Below are 16,176 nucleotides of genomic sequence, written 5' to 3'. Positions count from 1 at the left end.
AGTGCGCTCCTACAGAGGAGTCAATGTAGGAGCGCACTCCGTGCGCGACCTCACTGGGGAAAGAACCCGTTGGTCAAAAAGAACGCCACCAGAAACCGCACCTCCGGATCGTTCATGATGAAGGTATGACCGGACCGCACCACCCGAAACCCTTCGGCCTCGGTCAACCGCGCGCTATCCACCGAGACCTTACCGTCGTGCGGTGCCTCGAACAGAAAATTGAACCACGGATCACTGGAGCGGTTCCCGGTAATGATACCGGTCGTCACATCCAGCGGCGGTAGCCGATTCACCAGCGCCTCCTGGTCGGTCGACAGTTCCAGTGCCGCCGGCCCCATCAAGCGCTGGAACCAGCCGAAGTCGCCGAAGGCATCGATAACCTCGCTGCCGTGATTGGGCGGGCTCAGCATCACCAGCCGCCCCTCGCCCGGCAAATCGCCGTACTGCAGCCAGTAGCGCGCCAGAATGCCACCCATCGAATGCGTCACCAGATGCACCCGCGCATACCCCCGGTGGCGCATCGCATCGATGGCGTTGGCCGCATAGCCGGCCAGTTCCGGCAACGAATCACTGCGGCTCGGATAAGCCTGATTGCAGGTGGTGAAACCCGCCTCGCGCAACGACCCGGCCAAGTCATTCATCGACCGCTCGGACCGCCCCAGGCCGTGCAGCACCACCACCGCCTCCTCGCCCGTGCCCTCGGGTTCACAAATAACGTCCATCGGCGGCACCCACAGCCCCGCATCGATGCGTTCATCCCCCGCATTCATGCGCCAGTCCAAATGCGGCCCCGTACTGCGACCCGTCGAACCGATCGCCCCGATCACATCACCGCGCTCGACGCGCTCACCATCCGCCACATCCAACCGCGACAAATGCAGAAAACTCGACGTCACCCCCGCACCATGATTCAACAACACCGTCCCGCCGGTGAAATACAGATCCCGCTGCGCCAGCGTCACCACACCTCCGGCCGGCGCCCGCACCGGCGTACCCGTCGGCGCCGCCACATCGACGCCCCAATGCGGCTGGCGCGGCACCCCGTTCAAAATCCGCTGACTGCCGTACACCCCAGTCACCGGACCATGTGCCGGCCAGACAAACGGCTCCCGCCAATCGTCCGCCACCACATCCGCGGACCGCGCCCGAGCCACCAACTCCGCATCCCGCTGAATCCGCTCCCACGCCTCCTCGGGCGGCACCACCCGGCTCGGATCCAACCCATCGACCCGCTGAACCTCGAACGACCGCTGCTCAACATCCACCTCATACACCCGCGCATCCCCAGCGGCCGACACCACCTCCAACCGCTTCTCACCGGCCGCCTCACGCCCGAGCGGAACCAGATAAAAACCATCGGCATCCACCGCCAAGCGCTCACCTTCAAACCAAACCTCCGCCCCCGGCTCAGTCCGGCCCACAAAATAACCACCGCTGACCCACTCACCAAACCCCTCGGGCGCCTGCGCCAACGCACTCCCGACCACAGAAAAACCGACCACACAACCGATAAACCGGCGGACACACTTGCGCCAGGTCATACCCATACTTCGTTACCTCTTATACACTTCAAACTGATTAACTGATTCCAAAGATGCGGCTAGGGGCTTTCTGGCACTTAAGACAGCGCCGGATGCCGGGTGTGCTCTGGAAGGGACATCTGAGCCATGGATGGCGAAGCTAAGCGCCCATGGACGGGTTCACAGCGGTCCCTGGAAGAGCACAGCCGGTATCCGGCGCGGACCAAAGCCACTGAACCCAAAGCCACCACCAAAACGTAAACATGCAAAAGAGCAAAAAGGTGTATCTCGCTCATGATTGCCACACCGGTTCTGGTCATAAACTCCGGCAGCTCCTCCCTGAAGTGTTCCCTGTTCGACATGGTCACCGGCCATGAAGCCCTCTCCGGCCTCGCCGAACGCCTCAACACCGCCGACGCCGAACTATCATGGCGGACCGGCGGTAAAAAACACAAGCTTCCGCTCCACGGCGAAGGCCACGCCAGCGCCCTGGCCGCCATCAACCAGGTCCTCGACAAACTGCCGGACCTGAACGGCGCCCCGGTCGCCATCGGCCACCGCGTCGTCCACGGCGGCGAGGCCTTCGCCGAATCCGTCGTCATCACCGACGACGTCATTCGCGGCATCGAACATTGCGCCAGCCTCGCCCCGCTGCACAACCCGGCCAACCTGCTCGGCATACAGGTCATGCAACGCCTCTACCCCAGCGTGCCGCAAGTGGCCGTATTCGATACCGCCTTCCACCAGACCCTGGCCGAGGAAGCCTACCTCTACGCCCTGCCGATTCACCTGTACCGGGACCACAGCGTACGCCGGTACGGCTTCCACGGCACCAGCCACCAATACGTCGCCCGGGAAGCCGTCGACCGGCTGAAGCTCGACCCCGACGACCACGCCATCGTCACCGCGCATCTCGGCAACGGCTGCAGTGCCGCCGCCGTACGCAACGGACAGTCGGTCGACACCACCATGGGCATGACCCCGCTGGAGGGGCTCGTCATGGGCACGCGCAGCGGCGACGTCGACCCCGGCCTGCACGAATTCCTGGCCGAACAACAGGGTTGGTCGATCCAGGAGATCACCCAGATGCTGAACCGCAACAGCGGCCTGTTGGGGCTGTCCAACCTGTCCAACGACATGCGCACCCTGACCGAAGCCGCCGGCGACGGTAACTCGGATGCCCAACGCGCCATCGACGTCTTCTGCTTCCGTCTGGCGCGCCAGATCGGCGCCCTGGCCACGACACTCGGACGACTCGACGCCCTGGTGTTCACCGGCGGTATCGGCGAAAACGCCGCCGGCATCCGTGCCGACGTTCTGAACCGGCTGAGCCTGTTCGGCTTCGACTGCGACCCGGACCGCAACGCCGCCCCCAACACCGCCGATGGACGCATCACCCGCGACAGCGGTACACCCGCCTGTGTCATCCCCACCCGCGAGGAATGGATGATCGCCCACGACGCCCATCGGCTGACCCGCAACTAAGGACCGACCGACCCCATGACCAAAGAACCCGCTCAAACCCAACACACCTTTTTCGTTACGGCGACCAGCACCGGCACCGGCCTGACGTCCGTCTGCCTGGGCCTGGTCCGCGCCCTGGAACAGCGCGGTGTCCACGTCGCCTTCTGCAAACCCGTGGCCCAGCAATACGGCAACGACCGGGGCCCCGAACGCTCCACCCATTTGATCCAGGCCACACTCGGCCTGCAGCCGGCCAAGCCGATTCAACTCGGCTACGCCCAGCAAATGCTGGCCCGGGGCCGCACCGATGATCTGATGGAGGAAGTGATCCAGTTGTACCAGCAGTCCGCCGGCGAAGCGGACGTGGTGATCGTGGAGGGGCTGGTGCCTCTGGCCGATGAAAGCTACATCGGCAAACTGAACGTCAACATCGCCAAATCGCTCGATGCGGACATCATTCTCGTCGCCGCGAAGAACGACGACAGCACTGCGCAACTGAACGAACGCATCAGCATGACCGCCAGCCTGTACGGCGGACCGGACCACCACCGGGTCATCGGCGCCATTCTCAACAAGGTGGGCGCACCGGACACCGACAGCCAACAGGTGCTCGCCGCCGAGGAACCGCAGTCCCCCTTGCCGGCCACAATCGGACGCGACCAGGTCGCCGGTTCGCTGCCCGTCTTCGCGCGCAAGGAATTCCGCTGTCTTGGCGCGATCCAGTGGAACCCCATGCTGGTCTCCCCGCGCACCATCGATGTCAGCGACCACCTCGGCACCCGCATTCTGCACGAGGGACAGATTCGGGAGCGCCGGGTACAGAACATCACCGTCTGCGCGCGCACCATGAAGAACATGCTGCACACGTTGAAAGCCGGCACCCTGGTGGTCACCCCCGGCGACCGCGAAGACATCCTGATCGCCAGTTGCATGGCCGCGCTGAACGGCGTGCCGCTCGCCGGCATCATCTTCACCGGCAACATGGAACCCGAGCCCGCCGTCATGCGCCTGTGCGAGGCGGCCTTCAAGACCGGCCTGCCGATCATGCTGGTGGACACCAACACCTTCACCACCGCCCAGCACCTGAACCGGATGAACACCGAAGTGCCGGCCGACGACGTCAGCCGAATGGAAGCCGTGATGAACGCGGTCGCCGCCGATCTGGACGCCGACTGGCTGACCGAACGCGCCCGCGTCAAACTCGAACGGCGCCTGTCCCCGCCCGCCTTTCGTCACCTGCTGATCCAGCGCGCGCGCCACGCGAAAAAACGCATCATCCTGCCCGAGGGCGATGAACCGAGAACGCTGCAGGCGGCCGTTATCTGTCATCAGAAGGGCATTGCGCGGTGCGTGTTGATCGGGAACCCGGATGAGATTCAACGCGTCGCCGCCAGCCAGAACCTCAGTCTCCCGGCGGACATCGAGATTGTCGATCCGGAGCGGACCCGCCAGCAATACATCGCCCCCATGGTCGCCCTGCGCAAACACAAGGGCCTGAGCGAACCCATGGCCGAAGCCCAGTTGGAAGACACCGTGGTGCTGGCCACCATGATGCTGGCCCAGGACGATGTCGACGGCCTGGTCTCCGGCGCCGTCCACACCACGGCCAACACCATTCGCCCGGCGTTACAGTTGATCAAGACCAAGCCGGATGCGGCCCTGGTCTCATCCGTCTTCTTCATGCTGCTGCCGGACCAGGCCGTGGTATACGGCGACTGTGCCGTCAACCCGGACCCGAACGCCGAGGAACTGGCCGACATCGCCATTCAATCCGGCGATTCGGCGCGCGCCTTCGGCATCGATCCGCGCATCGCCATGATCAGCTATTCCACCGGCCAATCCGGCTCCGGCAGCGACGTCGAGAAAGTTCGCGAAGCCACCCGTTTGGCCCAGGAGAAACGTCCGGACCTGGTCATCGACGGCCCGCTGCAGTACGACGCCGCCAGCGTACCCTCCGTCGCCAAGAGCAAAGCGCCGGACAGCCAGGTCGCCGGCCGCGCCAATGTCTTCATCTTTCCGGACCTGAACACCGGAAACACCACCTACAAGGCGGTCCAGCGCAGCGCCAACGTCGTCAGCATCGGCCCCATGCTGCAGGGCCTGCGCAAGCCGGTGAACGACCTGTCGCGCGGCGCCACCGTCGACGACATCGTCTACACCATCGCCCTGACCGCCATCCAGGCCTCCCAAACCCAAAGCTAACCTCTCTCTACACAACCCCTCTACCGCCCTTCCATCCCCTCTCCCTTTGGGAGAGGGCTAGGGAGAGGGAGAAGCTTAATGTGAGGAAGTCTCTTCTTTCCCCACAAACCTACCCATAACGAACTATCTTTAATTTCAGTTGTCCCATTGTCGGCCGACAAAGACAAAAGAATGACAAAATCGAATGTGTTCAATGTGGTGAGGAGGGGACCCCACGTGAAATCCATGAGTATCCGCGCCCGCATAATGGGCGGCGTCGCCCTGACGGTACTGGTGCTGGTCGCCGTCAACGGCTTCTTCAATTATCAGCAGGCCCGGTCGAACCTGGTCGATTCGGTGAACGACCTGCTGGTCCGCAGCGGCGAGAACACCAGCCGATTCGTCACCAACTGGATCGACAGCAAACAACAGGTTCTGGATGGCGCCGCCCAATCCATCCAGGCGGGCACCGAAATCGCCACCGCAGTCCAACAGGGTGCGGATTCCGGTGATTTCCTCTACATGTACGTCGGCACGCGTTCCGGCGAGATGATCATGCGGCCGGACGAACCCCTCCCGGACGACTACGATCCGCGCACCCGCCCCTGGTTCACCCAGGCCCGCCAGGCCGGTGGCCCGATCATTACGCCGCCCTACGTCGATGCCTCCAGCGGCGACCTGATCATGAGCTTCGCCCAGCCGGTCGGCCAGGACGTTATCGCAGCCGACATCGCGCTGACCGACATCGTCGGCGAAGTACTCGGGGTTCGCCTGGGAGACTCCGGCTACGCCGCCGTCATCGACGGCAACAACAACTTCCTGATTCATCCCGACGAGGCACAGCTCGGCAAACCGCTGCGCAGCCTGATCGGACAGGCCGGTCTGACACCGGAGCCGGAATCCGTCCAGGCCGCAGGCGACAACTGGCTCAGCGCCGCCTTCCCGATTCAGGGTACGCAATGGCGTATCGTGTTGATGATGAAGGAAGGCGAGGCTTTCGCGAACCTCGGTACCCTGGCACTGTCCAACCTGCTGGTCTCGGCTCTGACCATTCTCATTGTGACCGTCGTCTCCGGCTTCATGATCTCCTGGCTGCTCAAACCTCTGGTCAACCTCAATCAGGCCCTGTCCGACATCGCCCAGGGCGAAGCCGACCTGACCCAGCGGCTTGAAGTCGTCCGCAACGACGAAATCGGCTCGCTGAGCCGGAACTTCAATCAGTTCATCGAATCCATCCATGCCCTGGTCTCCGCGAGTCTCGATTCGTCGCATCAGTTGGCGAACCTCTCCGAACTCGCGCGTGACAACGCCAAGGAAAACAACCAGGCGGTACAAGTCCAGCAAACCGAGATCAGCCAGGTCGCGGCGGCCATCAATGAAATGAGTTCCACCTCCGCCAATGTCGCCGACAACGCGCAAGACACCGCCGGCGCAGCTCAGAGCGCCTCGACCGAGGGTGAGAACGGCATGGCCAACGCCCGCGAGAACAAGCGGCGCATGGGGAACCTGACCGAGCAAATCGACACCGCCACCGGCGTGATCCGCCAGCTCGACGACCAGGCGCAACAGATCAACACCATCCTGGCGACGATTCAGGACATCGCCGAGCAAACCAACCTGCTCGCCCTGAACGCCGCCATCGAAGCCGCCCGGGCCGGCGAACAGGGCCGGGGCTTCGCCGTCGTGGCCGACGAAGTGCGGGCATTGTCGCAACGCACACACGAAGCCACCGGCGAGATTCAGACCATGATCGAAACCCTTCAGGGCCAGACCCAGAACGCGGTCTCGATCATGGACAAGAGCAAGGACCTGACCGGGGAAACCGCCAACAGCGCCGAAGAAGTCACGACCAGCCTGAACAGCATCGCCGAATCCATCCGCGACATCTCCGAACGGGCCAGCACCATCGCCGAAGCCTCGCGCGAGCAGAACACCGCCACCGAAGAGATCAGCCGCATCGCCACCGCCATCCAGGACGCCTCCAACCAACTGGCGGAAAACATCGACCAGGCCACCGCCCAATCCGACGAACTGCACGACCTGAGCGACTCGATCCGGGCGAACCTGTCGCGGTTCAAGATTTAAACGATAAGGGAAGGAAGCCGTGCCACTGGCACGGTTTCAACGTGTAGGTAGGGCAGAAGAGCGACAGCGTTATCTGCCGTTTTGACTGTGCCCACAGAACAACCCACAGGCACGGTACGCAACGTAGGGCGGAAGAGCCGAAGGCGACATCCGCCGTGTGGGCGTAGCCCACTGACGTGCCAGGAGGTCTACCGGTAGCACTTCGCGGCGGATGTCGCTGTCGCTCTTCCGCCCTACACTCTCGGCAACTGCGAGGGTGACTTCAAACCAAACTCTTTCTCGAAGCCGGCGCATCCACCGACACCCCGGACACCGGAAACTCCGAAGGCGCCACCCAATCAAAACCGGAGCGCTCGGCCGCCGGTTGCCATACGGCATCGGCCACCAGGGTCGCTTCCCGGAACCGGAAGCCATAGCTGCGCTTCACCCGGGTCCGGATGGCATTGAGAATATCGAACAGATCCTCGCCGTCATCCAGGGTCGCGCTCGGCACGGCGTCGATCACCAGCCCCATCGAACGGGCCTTCAACTGCATCACCCGGCTGCAACAGGACGACACCAGACCCACGACGGTATCGCGCCGGCCCATCAGCCGGTTCATGGTTTCGATCAGACGGACGTTCAGGTCGATGACACCGGTGCGGATCATCATCTGCCGGCGCAAATGCACACTGAAACGCGCACGGACAACATCCACCTCCTCGGAGGTGGGTTCCCGGCCCAGCAATGTCGCTACGGCCGAAGTGAACTGGGTGAAAACGGGGGGAGCATCCATTGATGGAGGAGTCCCGGTGAGATCCTCCACCGCTTGGCACAAGGCCAGACCTTCCATGGCACTTGACTGACACAAGGCTGTGTCGAGATCAAATACCATTAACTTCATGCGTACCTCGAGGTTCGCTCTTATACAGCCGCGAACATTCTTTTTATGACAAGTGTCCAAACATCGGACACACTGTTTTATCATGATCAATTGAGGCGCTTGTGAGTGCGAAAAGCCTGACCCGCGGCACACTCAGAAACGTCTCGGGGGCCAATCAGGCTAACCGATTTGGGGATAAAAATGAAAGGCGTTTTTCTGGACCGGGGCACCTTTCCCGATTCATTGACCATTCAACCACCCGCCGAGATCACCGATTGGCGGGAATACCACCAGACAGCGCCCGACGAGCGCCTGTCGCGACTGCAGGGCTGCGACCTGGCCGTGGTCAACAAGGTGGTGCTCGACGGTGAACTGATCGACCAACTGCCGGACCTCAAATGCGTGGCCGTGGTCGCCACCGGCATCAACAACATCGACCTGGAAGCCTGTCACCGGCGCGGCATCACGGTCGTTAACGCCACCGGCTATGGCACCGATGCGGTGGCCGAACACGCCGTCATGCTGATGCTGGCGCTGAACCGGAACCTGAAAGCCTACCTGCGGGACGAAGCCGATCAGGGGTGGAGTCGCAGCCCCTTCTTCTGCCACCGCGTGGCGCCGATCGGTACGCTGAGCGGCCAGACACTGGCGATTGTCGGCAAGGGCGACCTGGGGTGCGCCACCGCCGAGCGGGCCAGGGCCCTGGGCATGACGGTGATATTCGCCGAGCGCCCCGGGTCGGACCGGGTCCGCCCGGGCTATACCGCCTTCGAAGAAGCGCTGAAAACGGCGGATGTCATCAGCCTGCATTGCCCGTTGACGGACCGGACACACCGGATGATCAACCGCACCACGCTCGGCTGGATGAAACCCACCGCCACCCTGATCAACACCGGACGCGGCGACCTGGTCAACGAAACCGACCTGTTGGAGGCCATCGAACAGGGGCGCATCGGCGGCGCCGGTCTGGACGTAGCCAGCCAGGAACCGCCACCGGCCGACCACCCCATCTGGCGACTGGCCCGCCATGAACGTGTTATCCTGACGCCCCATGTCGCCTGGGCTTCGCATGAGGCCATGACGCGACTGCTGAACCAGATCAACGACAAACTGACGGGCTGGGCTCGGGGCGAGGCTGTGGACAGCCTGTGATCCACCGCACCGACCGTTGAAGCCGCTTCCGGTATTCTTGACGGTTCATCACGAGTCAATGTGTGATAAGGATGCAGCCAACGGCCGTCAGGGTCCGTATAATCCGGTTGTCGTCTGTCATCTCTGTAAAGGATTGCCAGAAATGAGCGTTATCGACCTGCTTAAAGAGAAAAAAGAACGTCTGGCCAAAAACCAGGCGGAATTCCGTGAGCTCATCGCTCCGCAATGGCGCGACTACTGGAGCGAACTCTGGCAAAGCGCCCGGAACCACCAATGGGTGAACTGGGTGCTCGACCACGACCAGCGCGCGACGGCCGACGCAGCCGAAGAGCCTCTGACGGAGTGCGAAAACCCCGAAGCCGAAGCCATGCGTCAGAAACTGCTGATGCAACTCGGCGAAGTGGTTTACGTGGGCGAGTGGATGACGGTACAGCAGGACCGCATCAACCAATTCGCCGAAGTCACCGAAGACCGCCAGTGGATCCACACCGACCCGGACCGCGCCGCCGCGGAAAGCCCGTTCAAGGCCACCGTCGCCCACGGCTTCCTGACGCTGTCGCTCATCCCCCGGCTTACAAACGCTGTGGACCCGGACAACCCGCCGTACAAGGGCGCCAAGATGGTCGTCAATATGGGGCTCAACCAGGTCCGCTTCCCCTACCCGCTCAAGGCAGGCAGCCGGGTACGCGGCAGCAAGAAGATTATCGGTGTGGATGTGGTACGGCGCGGGCTGGAAATCACCGAGGAAATCACCGTCGAGATCGAGAATACCCGACGGCCGGCGTGCGTGGCGCAGACGCTGGTGCGACTGGTTTATTAGTCACAAAAAGCCGCATAAGCGGCTTATTTAACAAACAACTGGCGGGGGAAATCGACCAGCAACTCCACCCCGGTTTCGGTGATCAAAATACTCTCGGTAATCTCGATCCCCCAGTCGTCCTGCCAGATACCCGGCATGAAGTGAAACGTCATCCCCGGCTGCAGAATCGTCTCGTCCGACGCACGCAAGCTGGAAGTCCGCTCGCCCCAGTCCGGCGGGTAACTCACCCCGATGGGGTAACCGCAACGCGCCCCCTGCCGGTCGATCCCGTATTTCGCCATGGTCCCGTCCAGCGCATTGGCGATGTCACACGTCCGGTTGCCGGGCTTGGCCTGTTCCAGGCCCGCGTCAATGGCCTCCAGCAAGGCCTTCTCGGCATTTCGGAACCGCTCACTGGGCTTGCCCATGTAGAGCGTGCGCGACATGGGTGCGTGGTAGCGTTTGTAACAGCCTGAAATCTCGAAAAAGGTCCCCTCATTGGCCCGGAACGGCTTGTTGTCCCAGGTAATGTGCGACGCCGAGGCCTCGTTGCCGGACGGCAACAAGGGCACGATCGACGGGTAGTCCCCGGCATGGCCGTCGACCCCCGCGATCGCGGTCTCGTAAATTTGCGAGACCACGTGACTCTTGGGAATCCCGACGCGGGCCACGTCCAGAATGCGTTGGTGGATCCGGGCGGTGATCTTCCCGGCGATTTTCATGTATTCGATTTCTTTGGCCGACTTGATCGCCCGACACCAATTCACCAGATTGAAGCTGTCCACAAACCGCGCCTGCGGCATCGCCAGTTGCAGTGAGCGATGGGCATCGGCCGTGTAATAGTAGTTGTCCATCTCGGTGGCGATGGTGCAGCCTTCCCAACCGTTTTCGATGAACAGATGCTCCGCGATCCAGGTCATCGGATGCTTTTCGAGGTTCTGTACGTACTCCTCCGGGTAACTGATCATGTTCTCCCGTTTCATGAAACACCGCAGCAAGGCCGCGCTCTCGTCCATGCGACGACCGAACCAGATCGGCTCTTCGTGGTCCACATGCAACACCACACCCTGGTGAACATAGAAAGACCAACCGTCATAACCCGTCAACCAGTTCATATTGCCGGGGTCGGTCGCGATGAGCACATCGACCCTGCGCTTGCGCATCTCGCGCCGAACCCGCTTAACCCGTTGAGCGTACTCTTTCTTGGTAAACGCCAGTTTCATCCATCACCTCAAACACTGAAGTGCCAAGCACTCGATACCGGAAACGCGCTGGAACCGGCGAAAGCCCCGTTTGGCGGGGCTGCGGCCGAAATCAGCGACAGTTCACACTATAGACAAGGAAAGCGCTCCGCCACAAACACTAAATTCCCCGAAAATGGCCCCGTGGTCGGGATGGGTCGGTATTGGACAACCTCGACATTTCGACTCGATGAACCACACTTACCCCAATGTCCAAAGAACAAGATCGAGTTGCCAGTGGCCGAACACGACATCGATGCAAACGACTACCATCAGGCGCTTCATACCCGAGCCGAAACCGTGCAATATCGGCGCTTTCGGCGGCAGGTCTCCATCAGTAATCAGCTGGCGCTGTTCGCCATACTCGCCACCGCTTGCTATCAGGTGGTCTATCTGGCGACCGACCCGGCCTACTACCGGGGCATTCTTCTGACCAACCTGTTTTTCATGCTGGTGTATGCCCTGGGCATTAGCCTGAATAATCGGCAACATCACATACCGGCCCGCAACCTGGTGATGTTGAATGCCGTCGTTCACATCTTCTTCGTCAACCTCTTCATCGGCTCCGAAGCGGGGGTGCACCTGTTCTATTTCGGCCTGGGCACATTGCTGCCATTCCAGTACTACCCAACGCGCCCGGTCCGCTACACGGTGCAAATGGCCCTGCTGACGCTGGCGTATCTGGTCTGCCACTTCATGCTCAACGAGCAAACGGCACTGACTCCGGTACCCTCCCCCATCGTGGAGGTTCTGTATGCCGGCAGCGCCGCCGGGCTCGTCTGTTTGCTGGCCGTGACCCTCTTCCTGTTCGGCAAGAGCATCGAAGAGTCCGAACAATTGCTGACCCGACTGAGCACGACCGACCAACTGACAGGCCTGGCCAACCGTCGCCATATGGATACCTTTCTGGAAGGGGTATGGGGCCTGGCACAGCGCAACCGACAACCCCTGTCGATACTGATGTGCGATGTGGACCATTTCAAATGGTTCAACGACACCCACGGTCACCCGGCCGGGGACCAATGTCTGACACAGGTGGCCCGAGTGATCGAATCCCTGGTGCGGAGACAGACCGACCTGGTGGCTCGCTATGGCGGTGAGGAATTCATCATCATTCTGCCTCAGACAGAACTGTACGGTGCCCAGCAGAAAGCCGAACAGATCCGACGCGCGGTCGAAGCATTGAACATCATGAACAAGGGTTGCACGCCTCCTTCACCGGTCACCATCAGTGTTGGCGTGGCCACCTTAACAGAACTGTTCGGTTTAAAACGGGAAGACCTGCTCAAGATGGTCGACGAGGCGTTGTACACGGCCAAAAGCAATGGCCGGAACCGGGTGGAAACCGCCCCGCCGATACCATGAGGCTGCGCTTAACAGACCGGGTCCGGCACGGCGGCACCGTGTACATCTTCCAGGCCCTGAGCGGTGGGTAAGTCTGACGTTGCACGGTAGCAGCCCCACCCGCCCGGCCGACCAATCCCACATCAGCCGATGGCTTCGTATCGGCGCCGATCGCGGAATAGCCGGTATATTGTGATCGCATTAGGAAACCTGATACATGCGCCCCAGCATCGCCGAATCAGCCCGACACGGCCACAACCGTCACACCCACGGCATATAAAACCAGAATCAGGGCGCTTTCAAAACCAATGCGCCCGACTCCATGCTCCTGACGACTCAACATCCCCATCACAAGTACGGCCGTCATGATCATGCCGAGCGTGGTCATGAACAATTCATGGGAGGTGATGGCGTGATAGACGGAGCCCTCCCGGTAGGCGACGTCCGCCGCGACGGCGAACATCACATCGAAGGCATTGCCCCCCAGAATACCGCCAATGGCCAACGTCAGGGCGCCATTGCGCACTGCCGCAATCGTCGTCACCAGTTCGGGGGTAGACGTTGCCACGGCGGTGAATAAAAACCCGACCAGGGTTCCGCTCAACCCGGTCTGCTGCGCGATACCCATACCGGACTGGGCCACCAGCCAACCGCTGGTCCCCAGCATGAATGCCAGCGCGGCGAATCGCCCCCACAGCGCCGGCAAACGTTCACCGGGGGGAGTCTCGTCCGGTTGGTCCACCCGGGTCTCCCTGGTTTGACGGGGCTTCCACATGGGCCGCTCGCGACTTCGCCGCGCCACCCGCAACCCACCGAGGTAACCGATCACCAGAATCGGGGTAAAGGGGTGCACTCCCATCACACTCCATTCCGGAGCGGTGGCAGCCAGCATGACACCGCCCATCAGTGCGATCAGCAACGCTCCAAACAGGATGTTGGCCAGCGACGCGGCCGCATGCTCGAGATTGGCCCGGCGGTATACGATATCGGCCACGGCCAGAAAAGCCGTTTGGGCGGCAATGCCGCCGATGGCATTACTGACCGCGAGTTGGGCTTCGCCTTGCCAGGCGGCGGTGATGGACACCACGACGCCGGACAGCGACGTACTGCCACCGAGCAACACAGCCCCCATCAGCGCCTCGCCCAGGCCAGTCCGATCCGCCAGCCGGTCCGCGACGTAGGACAGCTTGCTGCCGGCATAGGTAATAACGCCCGTCGCGGCGATGAAAACACTGATATTCAGCCAGAGTGGCCAATCAAACACACGATTCCCCCGTCAGATGCACAGGCTTCGAGTCTTCAAATGAGCATGGCCGCTACCATGGCACAATCTCGATACCAGGCCAACGCCGCTGGAAATTGCGGTTCATGGCGTCAAAGTTTCCCCGGCTCATCGCCGTTCTTAGCAATCCTATCCACCCTAGCTGACAATCAAGTTATTTTCGTGAGACCTGATAGACCGGCAGAAGGTTTCAAGCGCTGATAACAGAACACCAGCCAATTCCGGGTTTTCCACGATACCGGTTTCATCCAGACCACTGCTTAACAGCGGGATTGTCACACACGCCTCTTCGACAATATCGCCGGACATTGTAGACAGCACTTCTTTCAATGCCTCCTGTGCATGAAAAGCGCGTGGTGATGTATTAACCAGCATGATCGGCATATCCGGAAATTCGACACCCCCGACCAACCAGTCGAGCGCGTTCTTCATCGGGCCGCTTATTCCATGTGCATACTCGGGGCTGGCCAGAATAAGCCCATCGGCCCACTTCAAAGCCTTGTTCAGCTCATCCAGTGGTGGAATATCACTTCCTTCAAGATCAGGATTGAAAAGGGGCAAATTGGCGATGTTCCCCATCCTGATATCAACATCGGCCGGGGCAAAATGCATCAAAGCCCTCAGGGCAGCGGTATTATAGGAAACTTCCCGTAAACTACCCGACAGAGCCAACAGATTAACTTTCTTCATCCAGTTTTATCTCCCTAAAAAATGAACTGTGCCCCCGCTTTTTGGCGTACCAAACAGGAGCCTTCCTTACTTTTAGCTAAGTGCGACAATTAAACCACAAACGAGCAACCCGAATGTCACGGGTGCCCACAGCAACCTTTCTTTTTTGCTGGGCGTGATGGTATTTAAAACCGCGCTAATGCCACAAAAACCTACTACAAACCAAATGGCGTATCTGGAAAACACCAGGTAATCACCAAGCATCATGCCGGCTCGTGTAAACACGACGAGTGCGATCACAACCAACAGGAAGGATTGCACCAGAGCGGCGAATCGCAAACCGGGTGGAAAACGCCCCGGGTACCTCCCTCCCATTGCCATTTCACCCCATGGTGCACCCAAGGCGAGCGCCCACTGGAACAGGACTGCAACGCCCGCAAGCAGGCCAAAAACATACGCTGCCACAATAGGATTCAACATCTCTTGCTTATCCTCAGTTAACCATCGAGTAAACGACGGTGAGTGGAATCAATCGGTCTCGGCCCCCTATGTACCACAAGTTCGGTCCTGTAGTAGACTGAAACCCATGAAAACGACCCTCGACCACCTCCCCGAGCGCAAACAACGGGACATACAGACCATCGCCACGGTATTGCGTGACGTGCTGGATGAATTTTTGCAGGGTAAAACTGGAAGCCGGCTAAACTACCGCATCCTGAAGATCATCCTCTTCGGCAGCCACGCCAAAGGCACCTGGGTCAACGACCCCGCCAATGGTTATGTGAGCGATTACGACATCCTGGTGATCGTCAACCGGCCGGCTCTGGTGGAGGAGTACGAGGTCTGGCAGACTGCCGAAGACAGAATCAAGCGGCGCGTTAGCGCTCCTCTGGGGTTAATCGTCCATACGCTGGGGGAAATAAACGAACAATTGCAAAAAGGACACTACTTCTTCCGGGACATCCGCGAGCAAGGCATCGAATTATACAGTGCGGACAATCGTGCACTGGCCTTGCCGGGTGACTTGTCAGCTGAAGAACGGAAGGAAATCGCCGAGAAACACTACGAGCAATGGTTCGAAAGTGCCGATCAGTTCTTATATATATTCAATGAAGTATTCAGTAAAGGATGGCTAAAGCAGTCTGCCTTTCAATTACATCAAGCAACGGAAAGATACTTCAGCTGTGCCCTGTTGGTATGCACTAACTATCTACCAAAAACCCACGACATCGAACACTTGCGCTCACTATGCGCTCAGCAAGACCCACGTTTTTCCTCAGTATTCCCAGGAGACACCAAATTCCACCGCCGCAGTTTTCAACGACTGAAACGAGCCTATGTTGATGCCCGGTATTCCGAACACCATGAAATCACTCACGAAGAATTGAACTGGCTTTCCGAAGAGGTCAGCCGGTTACAGACGTTGACACAGGATGTTTGTGATAAGAAATTGGTGGAATTCACCGAATAATTAAATCGTCTCGAATGTCATGACACATCCCCTCCGACGGGCAGGTTCTCGCACTAAGAAAAAGAGCTAATCTGAAATTTTTTTACGGAGCGACTTTTCAAAGTCA

General features: G+C 60.3%; 13 protein-coding genes. 7 read left to right on the top strand and 6 right to left on the bottom strand.

Annotated elements, in window-relative coordinates:
• Positions 1–50: 50 nt before the first annotated feature.
• Positions 51–1,541, bottom strand: coding sequence for a peptidoglycan DD-metalloendopeptidase family protein (locus IE111_RS17135; RefSeq protein ID WP_189611022.1), 1,491 nt, complete (start codon positions 1,539–1,541; stop codon positions 51–53).
• A 273-nt stretch (positions 1,542–1,814) separates the two neighbouring features.
• On the opposite strand from IE111_RS17135, the gene IE111_RS17130 reads away from it, so the two are divergent.
• The 3 genes from IE111_RS17130 (at position 1,815) to IE111_RS17120 (ending at position 7,250) form a co-directional block, all read left to right on the top strand.
• Complete coding sequence (locus IE111_RS17130; protein WP_189611021.1) at positions 1,815–3,005, top strand: acetate/propionate family kinase; 1,191 nt, start codon at positions 1,815–1,817, stop codon at positions 3,003–3,005.
• A gap of 15 nt (positions 3,006–3,020) precedes the next feature.
• Positions 3,021–5,186 carry a phosphate acetyltransferase gene (gene pta / locus IE111_RS17125; protein WP_189611018.1) on the top strand — a complete coding sequence of 722 codons (2,166 nt, stop codon included), beginning with the start codon at positions 3,021–3,023 and terminating at the stop codon, positions 5,184–5,186.
• 225 nt (positions 5,187–5,411) lie between these two features.
• On the top strand, positions 5,412–7,250 hold the full coding sequence (locus IE111_RS17120; protein ID WP_229805423.1) for a methyl-accepting chemotaxis protein: 1,839 nt from the start codon (positions 5,412–5,414) through the stop codon (positions 7,248–7,250).
• Between the two features lie 262 nt (positions 7,251–7,512).
• On the opposite strand, the gene IE111_RS17115 is transcribed toward IE111_RS17120, so the two are convergent.
• Entirely contained in the window at positions 7,513–8,025 is a 513-nt protein-coding gene (locus IE111_RS17115) for a hypothetical protein (protein WP_189611013.1), read from the bottom strand.
• Between the two features lie 288 nt (positions 8,026–8,313).
• On the opposite strand from IE111_RS17115, the gene IE111_RS17110 reads away from it, so the two are divergent.
• Positions 8,314–9,264, top strand: a complete 951-nt coding sequence (locus IE111_RS17110) for a D-2-hydroxyacid dehydrogenase (protein ID WP_189611011.1) — start codon at positions 8,314–8,316, stop codon at positions 9,262–9,264.
• Positions 9,265–9,406: 142 nt separating this feature from the next.
• The gene (locus tag IE111_RS17105; RefSeq protein WP_189611009.1) at positions 9,407–10,084 is read left to right on the top strand and encodes a MaoC family dehydratase; all 678 of its coding nucleotides are present in this window, start codon (positions 9,407–9,409) and stop codon (positions 10,082–10,084) included.
• Between the two features lie 23 nt (positions 10,085–10,107).
• Here IE111_RS17105 and IE111_RS17100 read toward each other — a convergent pair whose 3' ends face one another.
• Positions 10,108–11,286, bottom strand: a complete 1,179-nt coding sequence (locus tag IE111_RS17100) for a M24 family metallopeptidase (RefSeq protein WP_189611007.1) — start codon at positions 11,284–11,286, stop codon at positions 10,108–10,110.
• Between the two features lie 255 nt (positions 11,287–11,541).
• Here IE111_RS17100 and IE111_RS17095 point away from each other — a divergent pair, with 255 nt between their 5' ends.
• Positions 11,542–12,669 (top strand): GGDEF domain-containing protein, encoded by a 1,128-nt coding sequence (locus tag IE111_RS17095; RefSeq protein ID WP_189611005.1) that lies wholly within the window; start codon positions 11,542–11,544, stop codon positions 12,667–12,669.
• A 217-nt stretch (positions 12,670–12,886) separates the two neighbouring features.
• Here IE111_RS17095 and IE111_RS17090 read toward each other — a convergent pair whose 3' ends face one another.
• From IE111_RS17090 to IE111_RS17080, 3 genes are all read right to left on the bottom strand, one after another.
• A complete protein-coding gene (locus tag IE111_RS17090) occupies positions 12,887–13,912 on the bottom strand; it encodes a sodium:calcium antiporter (protein ID WP_189611003.1) in 1,026 nt (341 codons plus the stop codon).
• 156 nt (positions 13,913–14,068) lie between these two features.
• The gene (locus IE111_RS17085; RefSeq protein WP_189611001.1) at positions 14,069–14,620 is read right to left on the bottom strand and encodes an NADPH-dependent FMN reductase; all 552 of its coding nucleotides are present in this window, start codon (positions 14,618–14,620) and stop codon (positions 14,069–14,071) included.
• A 72-nt stretch (positions 14,621–14,692) separates the two neighbouring features.
• Positions 14,693–15,079, bottom strand: coding sequence for a hypothetical protein (locus tag IE111_RS17080; RefSeq protein ID WP_189610999.1), 387 nt, complete (start codon positions 15,077–15,079; stop codon positions 14,693–14,695).
• A 106-nt stretch (positions 15,080–15,185) separates the two neighbouring features.
• Between IE111_RS17080 and IE111_RS17075 the strand changes: the two genes are divergently transcribed.
• On the top strand, positions 15,186–16,070 hold the full coding sequence (locus tag IE111_RS17075) for a HEPN domain-containing protein (protein WP_189610996.1): 885 nt from the start codon (positions 15,186–15,188) through the stop codon (positions 16,068–16,070).
• The last annotated feature ends 106 nt before the right edge of the window (positions 16,071–16,176 follow it).

The organism is Saccharospirillum salsuginis (assembly GCF_014651855.1).
Classification (GTDB): Bacteria; Pseudomonadota; Gammaproteobacteria; order Pseudomonadales; family Natronospirillaceae; genus Saccharospirillum; species Saccharospirillum salsuginis.
This window is presented reverse-complemented; position numbering and strand designations above follow the sequence as displayed.